The sequence below is a fragment of the Bifidobacterium thermophilum genome, from assembly GCF_037482445.1.
GTDB lineage: Bacteria > Actinomycetota > Actinomycetes > Actinomycetales > Bifidobacteriaceae > Bifidobacterium > Bifidobacterium thermophilum_B.
In genome coordinates this window covers 207,768-229,157 of record NZ_JBBHLY010000002.1, presented here as the reverse complement: position 1 = coordinate 229,157, position 21,390 = coordinate 207,768, and the positions used below count along the sequence as shown (strand labels likewise).

Here is a 21,390-nt window from a genome sequence, read left to right as displayed (position 1 = left end):
CGACCGTAACGCCGTACGCTCAGGCGTCGACGCCGACCGCCTCGCTGACGTGCTCGAAGCCGTCCTCGCGCAGCAGCTCGGCCAACCCGCGCTTGAGCACGGTGATCTGCTGCGGCCCGCGGTACATGAGCGAGGAGATGAACATGACCAGGCTTGAGCCCGCGCGGATCTTCTCGTACGCCTGCTTGGGCGTGAACACGCCGCCGATGCCCGCGATGGCGAAGCGGTCGCCGTATTCGCGGTAGGCCTGGCGGATCACCGCATTGCTCGCCCGGTACGTCGGTCCGCCGCTCAGTCCGCCCTTCCATGCCGCCGGGATCTCCATGCCGCTGCGGTCTTTCTGCAGGTTCGCGATGCTGACACCTTGCACGTTGTGCTCTGCCAGCACGTCAAGCAGCTCTCGGAATTGCGGCCATGTCTTGTTCAGCGGCATCTTGACGAGCACCGGCTGCGGGCGGTCGATCTTGTCCAGCGCGGTGAACAGCCGGTCGAGGTTTTCCGGCTCGCCGAATGGTTCGCCGACATGCGTGTTCGGGCAGGAGATGTTGACTTCGATCATCGCGGTGCGGCCCGCCGCCCGGCGCATCGAGGTGCAGTAATCCTCGATGCCTTCGTCGATGTCGCCGCACAGGTCGTCGTTCGTGCGGGCGATCGACACCGACACTTGCATGGTCTTCGCCTTGTCCCACGCGCGTTCGGCCCGCGGGATCACGGTCTGGCTGCCGTCGTTGGCGAGTCCGACATGGATCATCATCGAATCGTATTCCGGGAGCCGGTGGAACCACGGCCGCGGGTTGCCGGCGCAGGGGCGGGCGGTGGTCGAGCCGACCGTCTCGAACCCGAACCCGGCGTTGTCGAGGAGCACCGGCATGTCGCAGTTCTTGTCCAGCCCGGCGGACAGGCCGAAGGGATTGCCGAAATGCACGCCCATGACATCGGTTTCGAGGATCGGGTCGGTGTAGTCGAGCATTTCGCGCAGCAGCCACATCAGCGGCGGTATGTTGCGGGTGACCCGGCAGAATTCGATCATCTGGTCGTGGGCCGTGTCGGGCGTGTGGTTGAACACGAAGAACGGTTTGACGATGTGCTTGTAGCCGAATGTGAAGAGGTCGGTGGTCGCCTTGTTGACGGCGTCGTGCAAAGGCTGTTCGGAAACGTAACTCATAGTGCATATTGTGGCACTGTTGTCAGCGTGTTCGCAACAAACGCGGGTACAGTAAGCTCAAGGTCACAAGCCTGGATGGCATGAAAGGGGAAGCATGACGGCACTTGCGCAATCGGCTGCGGCGGTCGCAGGACGCGTGTGCGTGGTGATGCCCACGTACAACGAACGCGAGAACCTGCGCACTACGCTGGACGGCGTGTTCGCGTACAACCCCGATATCGACGTGCTGGTGGTCGACGACGGTTCGCCGGACGGCACCGGTGAGCTCGCCGAGCGCATGGCGGGGGAGAACAGCCGGCTTCATGTGATGCACCGCGAGGGCAAGGGCGGTTTGGGTCCGGCGTATCTGGCGGGTTTCGCCTGGGCGCTGGACCGTGGGTATGACGTGGTGTGCGAGATGGATATGGACGGTTCGCACCGGCCGCAGGATCTGGCGCGGATGCTCAAGGTGATGCGGTTCGACCGCGGCGTTGACCTGGTGATCGGCTCCCGGCGTGTGCCGGGCGGGCGCACGGAGGGGTGGCCGTGGTACCGCGACCTGATTTCCCGGGGCGGATCATGGTATGCACGCACGATGCTGGGGTTGGGCGTACATGACATGACCGCCGGGTTCCGCGCCTACCGGGCGGACCTGCTCAGGCGTATGGATCTGCGGTCCGTGCAGGCGAACGGCTATGTCTTCCAGATCGATATGACCAGGCGCGCCGCTGCGGTCGGCGGCAGGATTCTCGAGGTGCCGATCGTGTTTCCCGAGCGTCGCCGTGGCGTCTCGAAGATGGATTCGGCGATTGTCATCGAAGCGATGCGATGCGTCACCGTGTGGGGCGTTGAGCGGATGCGTGCCGCGCATGGTCGCCGTCCGGCGCGGTGACGGTACGGTATCGGTGCCGTGCCGTGCCGGCATGGTGCAGACATGGTGCCGACACGCCGGGCGTAGCCGTCTGCGTGCGTTCGGTTATGTTCGCATCTCCGCGCAATACGCGGAAAATTAGCGTTTTTGTTCACTTTTCCTGATTGATGGTGCGCTTGACGTTCATGTAAGTCACTTGTGTGCGCAAATATGTGCGATAATGTTCATATGATTTCGTCACAACGTCAGCATCTGATCCTCAGCAGACTACGCACCCGCGGCGCGGTGCGCATCACCGCGCTGTCCAAGGAGCTCGGCGTGTCAGCCATGACCGTCCGCCGGGACATCGCCGAACTCGCCGACAAGGGCCTGCTCAAACGCGTCCACGGCGGCGCGGTCACCACCAGCACCCTGCTGAGCGAACCCCTGTTTTCCGTCAAATCGCAGATGGATATCGGCCTCAAGGACGCCATTGCCCAAGAAGCGGTCAACTACGTGTCCCCGGGCGACGTCATCGCCATCGGCGGCGGCACCACGGCCTACGTGTTCGCCCAGCACCTGCTCGAATCCCAGCAGTCCAGCGGCATCACCATCCTCACCAACTCCATCCCCGTGGCCGAACTCGTCCAGGCGCTCGAATCCAAGGATGTCGAGGTGATCGTCACCGGCGGCGTCATCACCCGCTCCAACTCCCTGGTCGGGCCGATCGCGGACAAGGTCGTCCAGTCCCTGCGCGTGAACACCGTGTTCCTCGGCACGCATTCGGTGTCCATCCCACGCGGCTTCCTCATGCCCAACTCGCTGGAAGCGGCCACCGACATGGCCATGATGGACATCGCCGACCGCACCATCATCCTCACCGACCACACCAAATGGAGCAGCACCTCGCTGTCCCTGTTCGCCAGTTTCGACCAGGTCGACACCGTCATCACCGATGACGGGCTCGACCCCGATTCCGTCGCCAAAACCCGAGATCTGGTCAAGGAGCTCGTCCTCGCCAAGCAAGACGAACCCGATGACGCCGCCCGCCCGCACCACCATGCGCACCCGACGGAAAACAGCGTCGTAGCCGAGCACGTCGGCAGCCATGCCGCAGCCGGGGGAGCGGGATACGCCGCCCCGCTCGACGACGAAGACGATTTCGCCGCGCTTGCCGACGCCTCCCGCAACCGTTCCCCGCGCACCGGCCGTACGGCGGCCATGCGGGCGTCCACCGCAGACTGACCCTCGTCCGACGGCAGACGTCGCCGCCTGCCATCGGCACGGACCGGCATCCCGCCCGCCACGCCGGCCATGACACCATACCGGGCGCATCACCATCAAAGGAGACCCACGATGACCACCCCAGCACCATCCACATGGCAGTACTACCAGCCCGGCGCCTATGCAAACGCCAACATCCGTATCACGCCGACCACCCTCGCCGACGGGCGTGACTTCTTCTATCTTGACGACGACCCCGCATACGTCAGCGGCGAGAAAACCCGCGAATTGCAAGACCCGCGCCATCTCGCCTACCGGTTCGCCCCGCATCTGGACGCCGACGGCAACGAGGTGCCGTATGCCGCGCCGCAGATGCGCCGCGACCCGCTGACCGGCGATTGGATCCCCATGGCCACCGCGCGTATGAACCGGCCGATCACCGCGGGTCCGGGGGCCACCGCGAAGGGCAATCCGCTCGCCGCTCGCAAACCCGGCGACCCGTATCAGGACGGCGAAGTGCCCGACACGGATTACGACGTCGTCGTGTTCGAGAACCGGTTCCCCTCCATGGTGCGCGTGCCCGGCGTGCCCGACACGGTGACATATGTCGACGGCAACCCGCTGTGGCAGCAGAACATGGCCGGCGGCAGGTGCGAGGTCATCTGCTTCGACCCCAACGAACACGGTCTGCCCGCCGACTTGCCGGTGCGCCGGCTGCGAACGGTCGTCGAGGCGTGGGCCTTCCGTACCGCCGAGATCTCGCATATCGAGGGCATCGAGCAGATCTTCCCGTTCGAGAACCACGGCCAGGAGATCGGCGTCTCGCTCGCCCACCCGCACGGCCAGGTCTACTGCTATCCGTTCATCGCGCCCAAACTGGAGACCGAACTGCAGCACACCGAAGCGTATCATGAGCGTACCGGCGGCAACCTGCTGCGCGACCTCATGAACGCCGAAATCGAGGCGGGGGAGCGGGTCGTCATGCGCAACCACAGCTGGGTCGCCTACGTGCCCGCCGCCGCGCGCTGGCCCTTGGAAGTGCATGTCGCCCCGGTGCGCGACGTGCTCACTATCGACGAACTCGACGACCAGGAACGCTGGGATCTGGCGCAGATGTACTCCACGCTGCTCAAACGCGGCAACGCCTTCTTCGACAAGGGCGACGGCAAGGGCATGGATCTGCCGTATATCGCCGCATGGCACCAGGCGCCGATCCATGACGCCCGCCGTGCGAACTACCGGCTCAACCTCCAGTTCTTCTCCTTCCGCCGGGCGGCGAACAAGATCAAGTATCTGGCGGGCTCGGAATCAGGCATGGCGGCATGGGTGTCCGACACGACGCCGGAGCTCATCGCCAAGCGCTTCCACGAGCTCGGGCCCATCGATATCGACGACTGAACGCAACGCACCAGCAAACAACACCGCACAACACCATCCGAAAGGACCAATCATGACAACAGCAATCCAGCAGCATGCAACGAAGGATGCCGCCGGTGACATCCCGTTCATCGACGCGATGGGCGACACCGAAGGCGCACAGGCGGCACGCGACCTGTTCGAACAGGCATACGGCGAGACGCCGGAAGGCGTATGGGCGGCCCCCGGACGGGTCAACCTCATCGGCGAGCACACGGATTACAACGCCGGCCTGTGCCTGCCGATCGCGCTGCCGCACCGCACGTACATCGCGTTGAAACCGCGTGAGGACACACTCGTGCGCGTGGTATCGGACGTGAGCCCCGACAAGGTCGCACAGGCGAATCTGGACGGTCTCGCCGCCGGAGGCGTCGACGGGTGGGCGGCCTACCCGGTCGGTGTCGCATGGGCGTTGCGCGAGGCCGGATTCGGGCAAGTCAAGGGCTTCGACGCGGCCTTCGCCTCATGCGTGCCGCTCGGCTCGGGCCTGAGCTCCTCCGCCGCGATGACCTGCTCGACCGCCCTCGCCCTCGACGACGTGTACAGGCTCGGCTTCGGCTCCAGCGATGCCGGACGCATCACCCTGATCAACGCGGCCATCGCCGCTGAAAACGATATGGCGGGCGCCTCCACCGGCGGGCTCGACCAGAACGCGTCCATGCGATGCACGCCGGGGCACGCGCTGCTCCTGGACTGCCGGCCGGGCCTGAGCGCCCTCGAGAGCGTGTCTCAGCAGACCTTCGACCTCGACCAGTACGGGCTTGAGCTGCTGGTCGTGGACACCCAGGCACCACATCAGCTCAACGACGGGCAGTACGCCCAGCGTCGCGCCACCTGCGAGCAGGCGGCGGCCAGGCTCGGCGTGGACAACCTGCGGGTGATCGCCGACCAGGTCAGTGCCGCCGCCGACCCCGATGCCGCCCTGGCGGACGTGCTCGGCAAGCTTGACGACGAGGTGTCCCGCCGTCGTGTGCGTCACGTGATCACCGAAATCGGCCGTGTCGGGCGGTTCGTCGACGCGTTCGCCGCAGGGGATATCAAGCGTGCCGGCGAACTGTTCAACGCCTCCCACGACTCGCTGCGCGACGACTATGAAGTCACCGTACCGGAACTCGATGTCGCCGTGGACACCGCGCGGGCCAATGGCGCGTACGGCGCCCGCATGACCGGCGGCGGCTTCGGCGGCTCGATCATCGCGTTGGTGGACAAGGGACGCAGCCGCGAAGTCGCGCAGAAGATCGCCGACGCGTTCGCAGCGCATGGATTCCGCCAGCCGCGGGCGCTCGCCGCGGTCGCATCCGCCTCGGCGCATCGCGTCGACTGAGTGTTTGGTCGTGCCGGAACACCGTACAGCCGGCAACGGCCCCAGGTGACCGAATTCGGCCGGAAAATCCACGGTATGGACAGCAACCAAGGCCTGTCGGGGGATCCGGATGCCGCGCGGGTAAGGAGAACGTCGCAATCATGCGGTTTTCCCAGCGGCCTTCCCGCCGGCGGCTCCCAGCGGGCCACGGTTACTTTTCCATACGGTGTACATCGGTGCATGGAATCGCAGCCGCGGAGCGTAATCGGCCGTCGCGGCGGAACGGCCGGGTCTGGGGGATTCCAACAGTGGCGGAATATCAGGCCTCCTGTCCACGCCGCAATTCGGCAGCCGTCCCTGTGCTCTCCATGCCGCGAAGATCGACCCCTGAAATCACACCCGTGGTACCGTCCCCATCGGCATCCGGCATACCCAAACCGCCGGAACGGACACCGACAGGCATGATGACGGGTGCATTCCCTATACTTGTATCCATCTGGATACCATCGCACCGATTTTCCAAGGGAGATCCATGAACAAGGCAATCATCACCGTCGTAGGCCAGGACACCGTCGGCATCATCGCCCGCGTCTGCACATACCTTTCCGGTCACCATGTCAACGTCCTCGACATCTCGCAGACCATCATCGACGGGTTCTTCAACATGATGATGATTGTCGATTACAGCAACGCCGACAACGAATTCGGCACCATGGTCAACGACCTCGACAAGCTCGGCGAGGAGATCGGCGTGCGCATCCGCTGCCAGCGCGAAGAGATCTTCACCAAGATGCATCGCGTCTGAGTCCAGCCATCACGCGGATCGCCGCGCAAGAACGCAACCGAACGAATCGAAAAGGACAGACACGACCATGCTGAATATCATGGAGGTCCACGAGACCAACAAGATGATCGAGCAGGAGAAGCTCGACGTGCGCACCATCACCATGGGCATCAGCCTGCTTGACTGCGCGGCCGACACCGTGGACGAGGTGTGCGACAACATCTACCGCAAGATCACCACCTACGCCAGGGACCTGGTCTCCACCGGCGAAGCCATTGAACGCGATTACGGCATCCCGATCGTCAACAAGCGCATCACCGTCACACCGATCTCGCTGGTCGGCGCGAGCGCCTGCAAGAGCTCCGAGGATTTCGTGCGCATCGCCCACGCGCTTGACAAAGCCGCGAAAACCGTCGGCGTGGATCTCATCGGCGGTTACTCCGCGCTCGTCTCCAAATCCATGACCCCTGCCGAGGAGATGCTCATCCGATCCCTGCCGCAGGCGTTGAGCGAAACCGACATCGTGTGCTCCTCGGTGAACGTCGGCTCCACCAAGACCGGCATCGACATGAACGCGGTCTACCTGCTCGGCCACATCGTCAAGGACGTCGCCTACGCCACCCGCGAGACCGACAGCGATGGCTGCACCAAGCTTGTGGTGTTCTGCAACGCGCCGGACGACAACCCGTTCATGGCAGGCGGCTTCCACGGCGTCACTGAAGGCGACGCGGTCATTAATGTCGGCGTTTCTGGCCCCGGCGTGGTTTCCCGCGCGCTTGACGAGGCCAAGGGCAAGGATTTCGAATTCCTGTGCGAAACCATCAAGCGCACCGCCTTCAAGATCACGCGCGTCGGCCAGCTGGTCGCCCAGGAGGCGTCGCGCCGGCTCGGTATCCCGTTCGGCATCATCGATCTGTCGCTCGCCCCGACCGCCGCTGCCGGCGATTCCGTCGGCGAAGTGCTCGAGAAGTGCGGGCTTGAGCAGGTCGGCGCGCCCGGCACCACGGCGGCGCTCGCCATGCTCAACGACCAAGTCAAGAAGGGCGGCATCATGGCGTCCTCGTACGTTGGCGGCCTGTCCGGCGCGTTCATCCCGGTGTCCGAAGACAAAAACATGATCGACGCGGCGGCGTCCGGCTGCCTGCGCATCGAAAAGCTCGAGGCGATGACCTGCGTATGCTCGGTCGGCCTCGACATGATCGCGATCCCGGGCGATACCACGCCGTCCACCATCTCCGGCCTGATCGCCGACGAGGCGGCCATCGGCATGGTCAACCAGAAGACGACCGCCGTGCGCGTGATCCCGGTCATCGGCAAGGGTGTCGGCGAATCCGCGGAATTCGGCGGGCTCATGGGCTACGCGCCGATCATGCCGGTCAACACCGCCAGCTGCGAGGCCTTCGTGTCGCGCGGCGGCCGAATCCCGGCGCCAATCCACAGCTTCAAGAACTGAGCTGGAACAAGGTTCCATCCAGCGATATCTGGTGTGTCCGCAACGGGCCGTGCCACCGGTTTCAGCCCGGTGCGCGGCCCGTTCGCGATACGGGCTGATGGTGCAAAGCGTGGGTTGTAAGCCGACACGTGTGTCTGGTGGTGGGGTGTGTGGGAGCCGGGAGTTATTGTTCCGGTCTCCGTGCACGTCGTGTGTGCCGTGGCAAGCGCGGCTGAACAGATCTTGATGGAAGGTGGCCGTATCGGTCTGTGTCCTGCGGTGTGCGCATGCCGGGGCATACGAAAGCCGGCATTACGGCTCCCGGGCGGGGCTGGAGGTTTTCTATCTGGTGCGTGATGCGTGCCGGGTCGTGCGCGGCGCGGCATATTCGAGCCGCCCGCATGCTATGAGCCGCTACGGGGCCGCTGGTTTCGGACACGCATTCTGGAAAATACCCAGATATTTCAGACGGGGTGCGATTCGTCGGTCCGCTTTCACCTTCTGCCGACGCTGAGGGGTGCCTGAGCATCGGCAGAAGGTGAAGAGCGTGGGGATTTCGTTGCGCGAACACGGAACAAGTCGTGTCGATATACGGTTCATCTGCGCCAACGGGGGTCGCTGGAAATCCGTTGCGGGAAATCTGTGGTGAACCGGCCTTAGACGAATAATCTCCCGCTTCCTGGCGGGAGATTACTGCGAATATGTCATTCTGCTGTTGTTCTCCCGCGAACCGTTTCTGGGTTGAATTTCAAGAATCGCGGAATTTCAATGTTTCTGATGGGAAATCATCCGTGGAGAGGGCGGATTCTCATAAACTCCCATGGGTTGTGCGGGAACATAGCCACGGATTGCGAAATCCGCGATTTCTCCCGGGAGAACAGTCGGGGATTTCGCAACCCGTTGACTTCTCCCGGGAGAAAGCGACCGGCATGCCGATTCCGGTCCGGACTCCCACCAGTGCCCTGACAGCGGTAGTCTCCTAGTGAAGACGGCACCGCTGCGAAGTGCCGACACGGCGGATGCACTGGGGATCGGGACGATTGATCAAGCTCATGCAATCACGCGCTGGGGTTGTGTTGTTCTGTTGTCGGCTTCGCCGGCTGTTTTTCTGCTTCTGCCCTCGATACAATCGGGCCTCAGCGGCGCTACGAAACGGCCCACTGGGCCATTTCGCTTACGCGCCGGGCTTGTATTATTTTTTGGTGCGCTTCGCGCCGTTTTTTCTGCTTCGGGCCTCGATACAATCGGCCCTCAGCGGCGCTATCAAACACCCCCTGGGGTGTTTGATTTACGCGCCGGGCTTGTTTTGTGATTTTGTCGGCTTTGCCGGCTGTTTTTTCTGCTTCGGGCCTCGATACAATCGGCCCTCAGCGGTGCTACGAAATGGCCCATTGGGCCATTTCGTCTACGCGCCGCCCTTGAATTTGAGTTGGCGCCAGGCTTCGTAGATGGCTATGGACGCGCAGTTGGTCAGGTTCAGGCTTCGCAGGCTCGGGCGCATCGGCAGTCGCACCTGCTCGGCGACATGCGGGCCGAACATGATATCCGTCGGATCGGGAATATTGCCCGGCTCAGGGCCGAACAGCAGAATGTCCGTCGGCCGGTACTCGACCTCCGTGTACAGCTTCGTCGCATGCGCCGTAAACGCGATGATCCTTGAATTCGGCATCGATTCAACCAGATTGTCAAAATCCGGGTGCAGCACCACATGCGCCATGTCATGGTAATCAAGGCCGGCGCGGCGCAACTTCGTATCATGCAGATTGAATCCAAGCGGCTCAACCAGATGCAGGATCGTCCCCGTCACCGCGCACAGACGGATCGCCGACCCCGTATTGCCGGGGATACGCGGCGAGTAGTAGCACAGGTGCGGCGTGCTCGTCTCGGCCTTCGCCGCATCCTCGGCGCTCATCATCGCATCCGTCACATTGATCGGATTGCCGTGCGCGTCGGTGACGAGCTCATCCGGCCCATAATTCGACTTGCGATACCCGTATTCGAACATCGACTCGACCTTCGCCTCCGGATCCGCCGACGAGCCGGCGGCCTGAGACTGCTGCGGATTGGCTTCATGTGTCATACGCTCCAACCTAACCCGCTCAACCGACAGCCACGCCACACGCCAACCACACCCCAGCCGGATGCTAAGATACGGCACACGATGAACACCAACCGACCTGACACCCCGCATACGCCAGACGCACCATCCGGCCGCGCCAAGCCGGCCGCCGCAGACCACACGCCCCAAATCCACCACACGCCCCAAATCCAGCGCACGCTCGCCCTGTGGTGGCACGCGAATGCCCGCGACCTGCCATGGCGGTTCGGCCGTACCACCCCGTGGGGCGTCCTCGTCAGCGAGGTCATGAGCCAGCAGACCCAGATGAGCCGGGTCGTGCCCTACTGGACCGCGTGGATGCGTCACTGGCCGGACCCGGAAGCGCTCGCCGCGGCATCCACCGCGGAGGTCATCACCGCTTGGGGGCGTCTCGGCTATCCGCGTCGTGCCTTGCGCCTCCAGGAGTGCGCCCGCGAGGTCGCCACGATGTATGGCGACCAGCTGCCTCGCAGCTACGACGAGCTGGTCGCGCTGCCCGGAATCGGCGATTACACGGCGAGCGCGGTTCTGAGCTTCGCATTCGGCGAGCGGATCGCCGTCATCGATACGAATATCCGGCGTGTCCTGACGCGGCTGTTTGTCGGCGAGGAATCCTTGGGTGGTTCCACGTCGGCGAAGGACCGGGACCTGGCTTCGCGCGTGCTTCCCGAAGACCGGGCGGCCAGCGTCGTATGGAACGAGGCGGTGATGGAGCTCGGCGCGCTGGTGTGCGCGGCAAAATCGCCGGCTTGCGAGACCTGCCCGGTCGCGTCGGTCTGTGCATTTCTTGCTGCCGGACGCCCGGGGCTGGGGCAGCGTCGTACCCGGCCCCGGCAGCGGTTCGCTGGCACGAATCGGCAGGTGCGTGGCATTGTGCTGGCCGCATTGCGAGCGCTGCCCGGGGACGCCCCGGTGTTGCCGCGCGCACGGGTGGCGGCGCTATGGCCTGACCGGGTGCAGCTTGACGCGTGTGTCGCCTCGCTTGACGAGGACGGGCTCATCGAGATCATCGGTGATGAGGGGATTCGCCTGCCCGCCGGGCGTGCCGCCGATGCCGACACCCCGCAGTCCGATGCGGCGTCCGCGTGACACGTCACCGCCGGCATGATTGCACTGGGCATGATTACACTGGGACGTATGTCATCGAGCAGCCAGCGCACCCCCAGCAAGCCGCGGAATCGTCGCCCCCGTCGCAAGCTGTCCAAACGACAGCGGCAGATCTACCGCAGGCGGCGTATCGTCGCGCTTATCGCTCTGGTGCTGGCACTCGCGCTGACCGTGTTCTGCGTGTACAGTCTCGGGCGCGGCATGATGGCCATCGACGCGGCGGTCAGGCATGACGATCTGATGGCGTTGTCGCGCAAATCCGTGCCGACGCCCATGCGCAAAAGCACGGTGAAGGACTGCACGGCGTCGGATGTCAAGCTGTCGCTCCAGTCGGATTCGCAGTCCGTGGCCGTCGGAGGGGCCATGAAATTCACCGCGACCATCACGTATCTGCAGAAAGGCAAGAGCAGCTGCTTGATCGACGCGGCGGATGATTCACGTGTCCTGACCATCAAGTCGGGCGACGATACGGTGTGGCGCTCCGATGCCTGCGATGTCGATTCGCGCAGGCTGCTGCTCGCGGTGGGTGACACCGATACGCAGACGATCACGTGGAACACGAACCGCATCGGGGGCTCCTGCGCCGAGGATTCGACGCTGCCGAAGGTCGACGCCGGCACGTACACCGCGCAACTGTCCATGAAGGACCACCCGAAGATCGTGAGCAACAAGGTGACGGTCACTGTTGAATAGGCACTGCTGAGTAGACACTGTTGATAGGTGCTGCCGAACAAACGGACGGGCTTTCCGGGTTTGGAGGCGTGTAATCGGGCGGCTTGTGAATCCGACCGATGATGGTTGCGCCGGCATACGCAGCGTGGCGTATGTGCTGTGAGACCGGTCGGGGGAGCGGCCGGTGCGCGATGTGCCGGGTTGTGTATGCGCCGGCACGCGGGATGTGCGGTTTGCGGGTGTGGGGGCGGCCTATGGGGTCTGATCCGCTGGAGGGTGTATGTCGTGGCACCCATGATCCGCAGGTTCAGGGCGTGAATCGGCAGGCCGGACGGTGATAGGCCGGGTTTCGTATGTGCGGGTATGCGCGGATGGCGGTGGTATCTGATGGCGTGTCAGACCGATGCGACTTGTGTGAGGGTCTGCTCACACGGTGGGCGTTTCGGTGGTCATGGAACGGTGATTCGACTGGGTGGAGTGCGGCTGTGTGAGGATTGGTTCACACAATGACAGAATCGGTCGCAGTAGAGCGGCAGTCCGGTTGGGTAGGGGGGCTGTTATGTGAGGATTCGTTCACATGATGACCTGGTAGGCGGTCTTGGGTCGGTGGTTTGGCTGTGCCGGGGGCGGTTGTGTGAGGATTGGCTCGCGCAATGGCGGAACCGGTCGCGATGGAGTGGCAGTCCGGTTGGGTAGGGGGCTGTTGCGTGAGGATTGGCTCGCATGGTGGCGGGTTGGCTGGCTGGTGTTGGCCGGTTTGGTGGCCCCTGTTGGTCATTGTGCGAGGATCGGCTCACACACGATTGGCCTCGACACGACCAGCCCGTCGCCCGGGCGCTCGCCTCGGCCTCGCCCTTGTCTCTGCCTGCCCCCATCCTGTCTCGTCCCCGTCCCGTCTGACTTTTACCAGGCCCGGCCCCGAATCCGCCCTCGCGCCCATCCGCCCGGCCAAGCGTGTCGTAGTTGCGACAGGCGTCATTATCGACTAAAGTATGGAATTTGCGTAAAGTGTGTCATATTGCGGGCACGCTGACAGTGAAGAAGCGCCCGCGAACAGCATATAGTGGCCGTCCGCCAGCGTTTCCGGGGAACCAACGACAAAGCGAGCGATAAGGAACGTCCATTGGCTGCTGAACAAGCTACGACGAACACCACCAAAGTCATCGCACGTGCCGACGAGCATGACATCAAACTGCACAAGGCGTCGGATCGCGTGAATTTCGGCTCCATCCGCGAGCCCATCGATGTACCCTACCTGCTGGGCGTGCAGACCGACAGCTTCGACTGGCTGATCGGCAACGAGCGCTGGCAGAAGCGCGTCGAGGAAGACGAGAAGAACGGCACCAACACCGTGCCGCACGTTTCCGGTCTTGACGAGGTCTTCCAGGAGATCTCCCCGATCGAGAACTTCGCCCAGACCATGAGCCTGACCTTCTCCGACCCGTACTTCGAGGAGCCGCGCCACACGATCCAGGAGTGCAAGGAGAAGGATTACACCTATTCCGCGCCGCTGTACGTGAACGCCGAGTTCGAGAACGGCGACACCGGCGAGATCAAGAGCCAGACGGTCTTCATGGGGGACTTCCCGCTGCAGACCCCGCACGGCACCTTCATCATCGGCGGCACCGAGCGCGTCATCGTCTCGCAGCTCGTGCGCTCCCCGGGCGTGTACTTCGACCGCCAGCAGGACCGCACCTCCGACAAGGAGGTCTTCGGCGCGAAGATCATCCCGAGCCGCGGCGCATGGCTCGAGTTCGAGATCGACAAGCGTGACGTCCTCGGCGTGCGCGTCGACCGCAAGCGCAAGCAGTCCGCGATTGTGTTCCTCATGGCCATCGGCATGACCAAGCAGGAGATCGCCGACTCCTTCAAGGACTACCCGCTCGTGATCGACGCCCTGGCGAAGGAAACCTCGATCAACACGCAGGACGAGGCCCTGGTCGACCTGTACAAGAAGATCCGTCCGGCGGACACCCCGACCCCCGAGGCCGGCAAGAACCTGCTGGATTCCTTCTACTTCAACACCAAGCGCTACGATCTGGCGCGCGTCGGCCGCTACAAGATCAACCGCAAGCTCGGCCTCGAGCGCGACTACAACGACCGCAGCCTGAGCCGCGAGGACATCATCGCCACCATCAAGTACCTGGTGACCCTGCACTCCGGCGCCAAGACCTTCCCGGGCATGCGCGACGGCGAGCCGGTCGACCTGCGCGTGGACGTGGACGATATCGACCACTTCGGCAACCGTCGTATCCGCCAGGTCGGCGAGCTGATCCAGAACCAGCTGCGCACAGGCCTGAGCCGTATGGAGCGTGTCGTGCGCGAGCGCATGACCACGCAGGACGCCGAGGCCATCACCCCGCAGTCGCTGATCAACATCCGCCCGGTCAACGCGACCATCAAGGAGTTCTTCGGCACCTCCCAGCTGTCCCAGTTCATGGACCAGAACAACCCGCTGGCCGGCGTGACCAACAAGCGCCGTCTGTCCGCCCTGGGCCCCGGCGGCCTGTCGCGCGACCGCGCGTCCATGGAAGTGCGAGACGTGCACCCCTCCCACTTCGGCCGTATGTGCCCGATCGAATCCCCTGAAGGCCCGAACATCGGCCTCATCGGCTCGCTGGCGACCTTCGGCCGCATCAACCCGTTCGGCTTCATCGAGACCCCGTACCGCAAGGTCGTCAACGGCCATGTGACCGACGAGGTCGTCTACATGACCGCCGACCGCGAGGCCGAGCACGTGATCGCGCAGGCCAACCAGGAGCTTGACGAGAACGGCAACTTCGTCTCCAAGGAAGCCCTCGTGCGAGACGCGCAGGGCGAGGCGGAGGATGTCCCGGTCGAGATGGTCGACTACATGGATGTCTCCCCGCGCCAGATGGTGTCCGTCGGCGCCTCCCTGATCCCGTTCCTCGAGCACGATGAAGGCCACCGAGCGCTCATGGGTACCAACATGCAGCGTCAGGCCGTCCCGCTGGTCAAGTCCGAGCGCCCGCTCGTGGGCACCGGCTCCGAATGGCGTGCCGCGGTCGATTCAGGCGACGTGATCCTCGCCGAGAAGGACGGAGTGGTCACCTACGTGTCCGCCGATATCATCCGCACGATGAACGACGACGGCACGCAGTCCAGCTACAAGCTCGCCAAGTTCCAGCGTTCCAACCAGACGACCTGCTACAACCAGGTCCCGCTCGTCAAGCACGGCGAGCGCGTGGAGAAGGGCACGGTCCTCGCGGACGGCCCGGCCACCGAGAAGGGCGATCTGGCACTGGGCAAGAACCTGCTCATCGCATTCATGCCGTGGAACGGCTACAACTACGAGGACGCCGTGATCATCTCCCAGCGTCTGGTGCGTGACGACACCCTGTCGTCCATCCACATCGACGAGTTCGAGATTGACGCGCGCGAAACCAAGCTGGGCGCCGAGGAAATCACCCGCGACCTGCCGAACGTCGGCGAGGACGCGGTGGCGAACCTTGACGAGCGCGGCATCATCCGCATCGGCGCCGAGGTCGAGGCCGGCGACATCCTGGTCGGCAAGGTCACCCCGAAGGGCGAGACCGAGCTGACCCCGGAGGAGCGCCTGCTGCGCGCGATCTTCGGCGAGAAGAGCCGCGAGGTGCGCGACACCTCGCTGCGCGTGCCCCACGGCGAGACCGGTACCGTCATCGCGGTCAAGGAGATCACCCGCGAAGACGCCGAGGAGGACGGCGACGAGCTGCCCAACGGCGTCAACCAGATGATCCGCGTGTACATCGCGCAGCACCGCAAGATCACGCAGGGCGACAAGCTCTCCGGCCGCCACGGCAACAAGGGCGTCATCTCCCGGATCCTTCCGGAAGAGGACATGCCGTTCATGGCGGACGGCACGCCGGTCGACATCATGCTCAACCCGCTCGGCGTGCCGAGCCGAATGAATCTGGGCCAGGTGCTCGAGCTCCATCTCGGCTGGATCGCGCACGCGGGCTGGGATATCAGCATCGACCCGGATGTCGAGGCCGCCTGGAAGAAGTACGTGCCGCAGGGCGCTGAGAAGGGCGCGCCGGGCACCCCGGTCGCGACCCCGGTCTTCGACGGTGTCCGTCCTGATACCTTGAAGGGCCTGCTCAAGTGCACGCTGCCGGACAAGGACGGTAACAAGCTCGTGGGCGAGGACGGCAAGGCGCAGCTGTTCGACGGCCGCACCGGCGAGCCGTTCCCCAAGCCGATCTCCGTAGGCTACATGTACATGCTCAAGCTGCACCACCTGGTCGACGACAAGATCCACGCGCGTTCCACCGGCCCGTACTCGATGATCACGCAGCAGCCGCTCGGCGGCAAGGCCCAGTTCGGCGGCCAGCGCTTCGGCGAGATGGAGGTGTGGGCCCTCGAGGCCTACGGCGCCGCCTACACGCTGCACGAGATGATGACCACCAAGTCCGATGACGTCGACGGCCGCGTCCGCGCCTACGGCGCCATCGTGAAGGGCGAGAACCTGCCGCCGGCAGGCATCCCGGAGTCCTTCAAGGTGCTGCTCAAGGAAATGCAGTCGCTCGCCCTGAACGTCGAGGTGCTCAACGCCGACGGCCAGGCGATCGACATGCGCGAGGAGGACGACGACCCCGCTTCCAACTCGAACGACCTCGGCTTCAACATCGGTGCCCGCCCGGACGCCTCCGCCAAGGAGGACCAGGCCGCGGAAGAGCCCGAGTACAAGTGACGACACAGCCGTCCGCGTCCCGCCTATAGCGGGCCGGGGCGCGGACGGCTCCCGCAAACGTGATGGAACCAATTTCAAAGACAGGAATCAAGAGTGCTGGACGTCAACGCATTTGACAAGCTTCGCATTGGCATGGCCACCGCCGACGACATCCGCGGCTGGAGCTATGGCGAGGTCAAGAAGCCTGAAACCATCAACTACCGTACCCTCAAGCCCGAGAAGGACGGTCTGTTCGGCGAGCAGATCTTCGGCCCGACCCGCGACTGGGAGTGCGCGTGCGGCAAGTACAAGCGCGTGCGCTTCAAGGGCATCGTGTGCGAGCGCTGCGGCGTGGAGGTCACCCGCAGCCGCGTGCGCCGCGAACGCATGGGCCACATCGAACTGGCCGCGCCGGTCACCCACATCTGGTATTTCAAGGGTGTTCCGAGCCGTCTGGGCTATCTGCTGGACATCGCCCCGAAGGACCTCGAGAAGGTCATCTACTTCGCGGCCTACATGGTCACCGAGGTCGACGAGGAGCAGCGTCACCAGGATCTGCCTGACCTGCAGGCCGAGTTCGATAACGAGATCGCGAGCCTCGAGCGGCGCCGCGAAAGCGAGATCGACGCACGCGCCAAGAAGGTCGAGGAGGATCTGCACGCCCTCGAAGAGGCCGGCGAAGCCAAGGGCAGCGCCCGCGCCAAGCTGCGCAGCAGCGCCGAGCGCGACCTGGCGGCGATCCGCCAGCGCTACGACGACCAGATCCAGCGTCTGACCGCCGTGTTCGACCGTTTCAAGAGCCTCAAGCCCGGCGATATGGAAGGCGACGTCGACCTGTGGCGTGAGATGAAGGACCGCTACGGCGACTACTTCGACGGCTGCATGGGCGCCGAGGCCATCAAGAAGCGCCTGCAGGACTTCGACCTGAAGGCCGCTGCCGAGGAGCTGCGCGAGGAGATCGACAAGGGCACCGGCCAGCGTAAGGCCCGCGCGCTCAAGCGTTTGAAGGTCGTCAACGCGTTCCTGACCACCGACAACAAGCCGGAGGCCATGGTGCTCGACGTGATCCCGGTCATCCCGCCGGATCTGCGCCCGATGGTCCAGCTGGACGGCGGCCGTTTCGCGACCTCCGACCTCAACGACCTGTATCGTCGCGTCATCAACCGCAACAACCGTCTCAAGCGCCTCATCGAGCTCGGCGCCCCGGAGATCATGCTCAACAACGAGAAGCGCATGCTCCAGGAAGCCGTCGACTCCCTGTTCGACAACGGCCGTCGTGGCCGCCCGGTCACCGGCGCCTCGAACCGCCCGCTCAAGTCCCTGGCCGACATGCTCAAGGGCAAGCAGGGCCGCTTCCGCCAGAACCTGCTCGGCAAACGCGTCGACTACTCCGGCCGTTCCGTGATCGTCGTCGGCCCGAGCCTGCGCATGCACCAGTGCGGCCTGCCCAAGCCGATGGCGCTCGAGCTGTTCAAGCCGTTCGTCATCAAGCGTCTTGTGGACCTCAACTACGCGCAGAACATGAAGAGCGCGAAGCATCTGGTCGACCGCGCCGACCCGGCCGTGTGGGGCGTGCTCGAGGAGGTCATCTCCGAGCATCCGGTGCTCCTCAACCGTGCGCCTACGTTGCACCGTCTGGGCATCCAGGCCTTCGAGCCGATCCTGGTCGAAGGCAAGGCCATCCACCTGCCGCCGCTCGCCTGCGCCGCGTTCAACGCGGACTTCGACGGCGACCAGATGGCCATCCACCTGCCGCTGAGCGCCGAAGCGCAGGCGGAGGCCCGTACGCTCATGATGGCGTCCGACAACATCCTCAAGCCCGCCGACGGCCACACCGTCACCATGCCGAGCCAGGACATGATCCTCGGCCTGTACTATCTGACCACCGTGGTCGAGGGCGCCAAGGGCCAGGGCCGTGTGTTCGGCTCGCTGGACGAGGTCATCATGGCGCTGGACAAGCATGACATCGACATGCAGGCCGAGGTGCTCATCCGCATGCCGAAGGACTTCGTGCTGCCGACCGGCTGGGAGCCGGGCGAGCTCAAGGTCACCGACCCGGAGCCGGGCAGCCCGGATGTCGTCAAGGAGGAGCGCTTCTCCGACGGCACCTACCTGTTCGCCACCTCGTACGGACGCATCCTGTTCAACGGCACCCTGCCGGTGGACTACCCGTTCATCAACGAGCAGGTCCCCAAGGGCCGCCTCGCCAAGATCGTCGACGACATCGCCACCCGTTACTCCACGCAGCAGGTCGCCGCGTCCCTCGACGCGCTCAAGGACCTCGGCTTCACCCGCGCACCGTGGTCGGGCGTCACGATGGCCTTCTCCGACATCGTCGAGCCGCCGGATCGCGAGACGATCATCAAGGATTACGAGGACCAGGCCGCGAAGGTCAACTCCCAGTTCGACCTCGGTCTGTTGACCGACGAGGAGCGCCGCCAGGAGCTCATCAACCTGTGGACCGAGTGCACCGACAAGGTCGCAGGCGCCATGCGCGACAACTTCCACGATGACAACAACGTGAACATCATGGTCCAGTCCGGCGCACGAGGCAACTGGATGCAGATCCGCCAGATCGCCGGTATGCGAGGCCTCGTGGCCAACCCGAAGGGCGAGATCATCCCGCGTCCTGTCAAGTCCAACTACCGTGAGGGCCTGTCCGTGCTCGAGTACTTCATCTCCCAGCACGGCGCGCGCAAGGGCCTGGCCGATACCGCACTGCGTACCGCGGAATCCGGTTACCTGACCCGTCGTCTGGTCGACGTCGCGCAGGAGGTCATCGTGCGCGAGGAAGACTGCGGCACCAAGCGCGGCCTGCCCATGAAGGTCGCCGAGCGTGACGAGAACGGCAATCTCGTGCTCGTCAAGGCGGCCGACGGCGGTCCGTACTCCCGCCTGCTCGCCGAGGACGTGCTCGACCCGAAGACCGGCGAAGTGCTGTACAAGCGCGACGAGGCCATGTCCATGGACGTGCTGCGCGACATGGTTGCCCACGGTGTGGAGGAGGTCAAGGCGCGTTCCGTGCTCACCTGCGAATCCAAGCGCGGCGTGTGCGCGAAGTGCTACGGCTGGTCGCTGGCCACCAACACGCTGGTCGATGTCGGCGAGGCCGTCGGTATCGTCGCCGCCCAGTCCATCGGCGAGCCTGGTACCCAGCTGACGCTGCGTTCCTTCCACTCCGGCGGTGTCGCTTCGGCGTCCGATATCACGCAGGGTCTTCCGCGTGTCACCGAGTTGTTCGAGGCCCGTACCCCGAAGGGCGAGGCGCCGATCACCGAATATGCCGGCACCGTCAAGGTGCAGGACACCGACCGCGGCCGCCAGGTCACGCTGTCCCCGGATGACGACAGCGTCGAACCGATCGTCTACCCGGTGTCTCGCCGCGCCCCGCTCATGGTCAAGGACGGCGACCACGTGGCCGCCGGCACCCAGCTGTGCGAAGGTTCCGTCGATCCGAAGAAGATCCTGCGCATCCTCGGCCCGCGTGCCGCCCAGGTCAACATCGTGGAGGAAGTGCACAACGTGTACCGCTCCCAGGGCGTGGACATCCACGACAAGCACATCGAGGTCATCGTGCACCAGATGCTGCGTCGCGTGACCGTGCTTGACGCCGGCGACACCTCGCTGCTGCCGGGCGAGCTCGTTGACCGCCAGAAGTTCCAGGAGATCAACAAGCAGACCGTCAAGAACGGCGGCAAGCCGGCCACCGGCCGTCCGGAGCTCATGGGTATCACCAAGGCTTCGCTCGCCACCGACTCGTGGCTGTCCGCCGCATCCTTCCAGGAGACCACGCGTGTGCTCACCGAGGCCGCCCTGAATGAGAAGGAAGACGATCTCAAGGGCCTCAAGGAGAACGTGATCATCGGCAAGCTGATCCCGGCCGGTACCGGCCTGGCGCGTTACCGTAACGCGACGGTCGAACCGGACAAGGCGATCCGTGACACCATCTACCCGAACTTCGGGCTGGGTGGCGACACCGACGCCCCGCTCGACTTCGGCGACGAGAACGGCGACATCGACCTTTCCGGCATCGATTTCGGCGACATGAAGCTCGGCGATGACTTCAACCCGGACGACTTCAACCCGGACGACTTCCTGGATGACCAGGGCGGCCAGGAGGATATCGACGGTGAGGTCGACGGCGACGGGCCGGACAACACCGGGGATGACGATACGCAGGCCTGACCCCATTCAGGCTTTCGTTCCGGCTGACTGATGCATTCGGGCCGGGCGGTTGCGGGATTGCGCAGCCGCCCGGCCCGAATGCTGTCTGTGCGGTGTCGGTGGTGTCGGTGGTGTCTGGGGCCGGGACCTTCCACAGTTGCGAAATTGCCCGCCGAATGCAATGGTGCGGAAAGGATACCGTGGGGTGGCGGGGAGCGGTCCGATGGTCTGGGATGCCTGCGGCATGGGGAACGTTGGAATTTCGCGGTTGTGGATTGAGCTCGCCTCAGTCGGATGGCGTTGCTCGGGCACGGGGCGTTCCACGGGTGCCATCACGCCGGTCGATTCGTTTCGTGTGGAAATGATACCGTGGCCGGTGGCGTCTTGGATCGGATGATGGGGGATCGGCACGGATTCAAATCGGCGGGATTGCGCGGTTTTGAATGATCGGGTTCCATCCGTGGCCGTGTGGTAGGCGCTTCGGGACTCCACGGTCGCGATTCGGGATGCAGGAATCAAGAGCG

Annotated in this window: 11 protein-coding genes and 1 pseudogene; 10 read left to right on the top strand and 2 right to left on the bottom strand. The window is 64.4% G+C overall.

Features of this window, described 5'->3' with window-relative positions; all coding sequences use genetic code 11:
* Positions 1 to 19: 19 nt before the first annotated feature.
* Positions 20 to 1,165 carry a quinone-dependent dihydroorotate dehydrogenase gene (locus WD012_RS02610; RefSeq protein ID WP_339562228.1) on the bottom strand — a complete coding sequence of 382 codons (1,146 nt, stop codon included), beginning with the start codon at positions 1,163 to 1,165 and terminating at the stop codon, positions 20 to 22.
* Between the two features lie 94 nt (positions 1,166 to 1,259).
* Here WD012_RS02610 and WD012_RS02605 point away from each other — a divergent pair, with 94 nt between their 5' ends.
* The 6 genes and pseudogenes from WD012_RS02605 (at position 1,260) to WD012_RS02580 (ending at position 8,174) form a co-directional block, all read left to right on the top strand.
* Positions 1,260 to 2,036, top strand: coding sequence for a polyprenol monophosphomannose synthase (locus WD012_RS02605; RefSeq protein ID WP_339562227.1), 777 nt, complete (start codon positions 1,260 to 1,262; stop codon positions 2,034 to 2,036).
* Between the two features lie 207 nt (positions 2,037 to 2,243).
* A pseudogene (locus WD012_RS02600) lies at positions 2,244 to 3,026 on the top strand (DeoR/GlpR family DNA-binding transcription regulator); the annotation flags it as partial.
* Between the two features lie 324 nt (positions 3,027 to 3,350).
* Positions 3,351 to 4,616: a galactose-1-phosphate uridylyltransferase gene (gene galT / locus WD012_RS02595; RefSeq protein ID WP_339562226.1), complete on the top strand. Its 1,266-nt coding sequence runs from the start codon at positions 3,351 to 3,353 to the stop codon at positions 4,614 to 4,616.
* Positions 4,617 to 4,668: 52 nt separating this feature from the next.
* Positions 4,669 to 5,958, top strand: a complete 1,290-nt coding sequence (gene galK / locus WD012_RS02590) for a galactokinase (protein ID WP_339562225.1) — start codon at positions 4,669 to 4,671, stop codon at positions 5,956 to 5,958.
* A gap of 511 nt (positions 5,959 to 6,469) precedes the next feature.
* On the top strand, positions 6,470 to 6,742 hold the full coding sequence (locus WD012_RS02585; protein WP_015449974.1) for an ACT domain-containing protein: 273 nt from the start codon (positions 6,470 to 6,472) through the stop codon (positions 6,740 to 6,742).
* Between the two features lie 67 nt (positions 6,743 to 6,809).
* Positions 6,810 to 8,174, top strand: a complete 1,365-nt coding sequence (locus tag WD012_RS02580) for a PFL family protein (protein WP_339562224.1) — start codon at positions 6,810 to 6,812, stop codon at positions 8,172 to 8,174.
* Positions 8,175 to 9,558: 1,384 nt separating this feature from the next.
* Here the strand turns inward: WD012_RS02580 and WD012_RS02575 are convergent.
* The gene (locus WD012_RS02575) at positions 9,559 to 10,233 is read right to left on the bottom strand and encodes a tRNA (cytidine(34)-2'-O)-methyltransferase (protein WP_339562223.1); all 675 of its coding nucleotides are present in this window, start codon (positions 10,231 to 10,233) and stop codon (positions 9,559 to 9,561) included.
* A gap of 81 nt (positions 10,234 to 10,314) precedes the next feature.
* Here WD012_RS02575 and WD012_RS02570 point away from each other — a divergent pair, with 81 nt between their 5' ends.
* The 4 genes from WD012_RS02570 to WD012_RS02555 all read left to right on the top strand — a co-directional run bounded on the left by WD012_RS02570 (position 10,315) and on the right by WD012_RS02555 (position 20,887).
* Entirely contained in the window at positions 10,315 to 11,340 is a 1,026-nt protein-coding gene (locus WD012_RS02570; RefSeq protein WP_339562222.1) for an HhH-GPD family protein, read from the top strand.
* Between the two features lie 48 nt (positions 11,341 to 11,388).
* Complete coding sequence (locus WD012_RS02565) at positions 11,389 to 12,051, top strand: hypothetical protein (RefSeq protein WP_339562221.1); 663 nt, start codon at positions 11,389 to 11,391, stop codon at positions 12,049 to 12,051.
* Positions 12,052 to 13,153: 1,102 nt separating this feature from the next.
* Complete coding sequence (gene rpoB / locus WD012_RS02560) at positions 13,154 to 16,723, top strand: DNA-directed RNA polymerase subunit beta (RefSeq protein ID WP_339562220.1); 3,570 nt, start codon at positions 13,154 to 13,156, stop codon at positions 16,721 to 16,723.
* A gap of 93 nt (positions 16,724 to 16,816) precedes the next feature.
* Positions 16,817 to 20,887: a DNA-directed RNA polymerase subunit beta' gene (locus WD012_RS02555; protein WP_339562219.1), complete on the top strand. Its 4,071-nt coding sequence runs from the start codon at positions 16,817 to 16,819 to the stop codon at positions 20,885 to 20,887.
* The last annotated feature ends 503 nt before the right edge of the window (positions 20,888 to 21,390 follow it).

Coding starts and splice junctions, on each gene's coding strand:
- WD012_RS02610 (WP_339562228.1), bottom strand. CDS start 1,165: ATGAGTTACGTTTCCGAACAGCCTTTGCACGACGCCGTCAACAAGGCG.
- WD012_RS02605 (WP_339562227.1), top strand. CDS start 1,260: ATGACGGCACTTGCGCAATCGGCTGCGGCGGTCGCAGGACGCGTGTGC.
- galT (WP_339562226.1), top strand. CDS start 3,351: ATGACCACCCCAGCACCATCCACATGGCAGTACTACCAGCCCGGCGCC.
- galK (WP_339562225.1), top strand. CDS start 4,669: ATGACAACAGCAATCCAGCAGCATGCAACGAAGGATGCCGCCGGTGAC.
- WD012_RS02585 (WP_015449974.1), top strand. CDS start 6,470: ATGAACAAGGCAATCATCACCGTCGTAGGCCAGGACACCGTCGGCATC.
- WD012_RS02580 (WP_339562224.1), top strand. CDS start 6,810: ATGCTGAATATCATGGAGGTCCACGAGACCAACAAGATGATCGAGCAG.
- WD012_RS02575 (WP_339562223.1), bottom strand. CDS start 10,233: ATGACACATGAAGCCAATCCGCAGCAGTCTCAGGCCGCCGGCTCGTCG.
- WD012_RS02570 (WP_339562222.1), top strand. CDS start 10,315: ATGAACACCAACCGACCTGACACCCCGCATACGCCAGACGCACCATCC.
- WD012_RS02565 (WP_339562221.1), top strand. CDS start 11,389: ATGTCATCGAGCAGCCAGCGCACCCCCAGCAAGCCGCGGAATCGTCGC.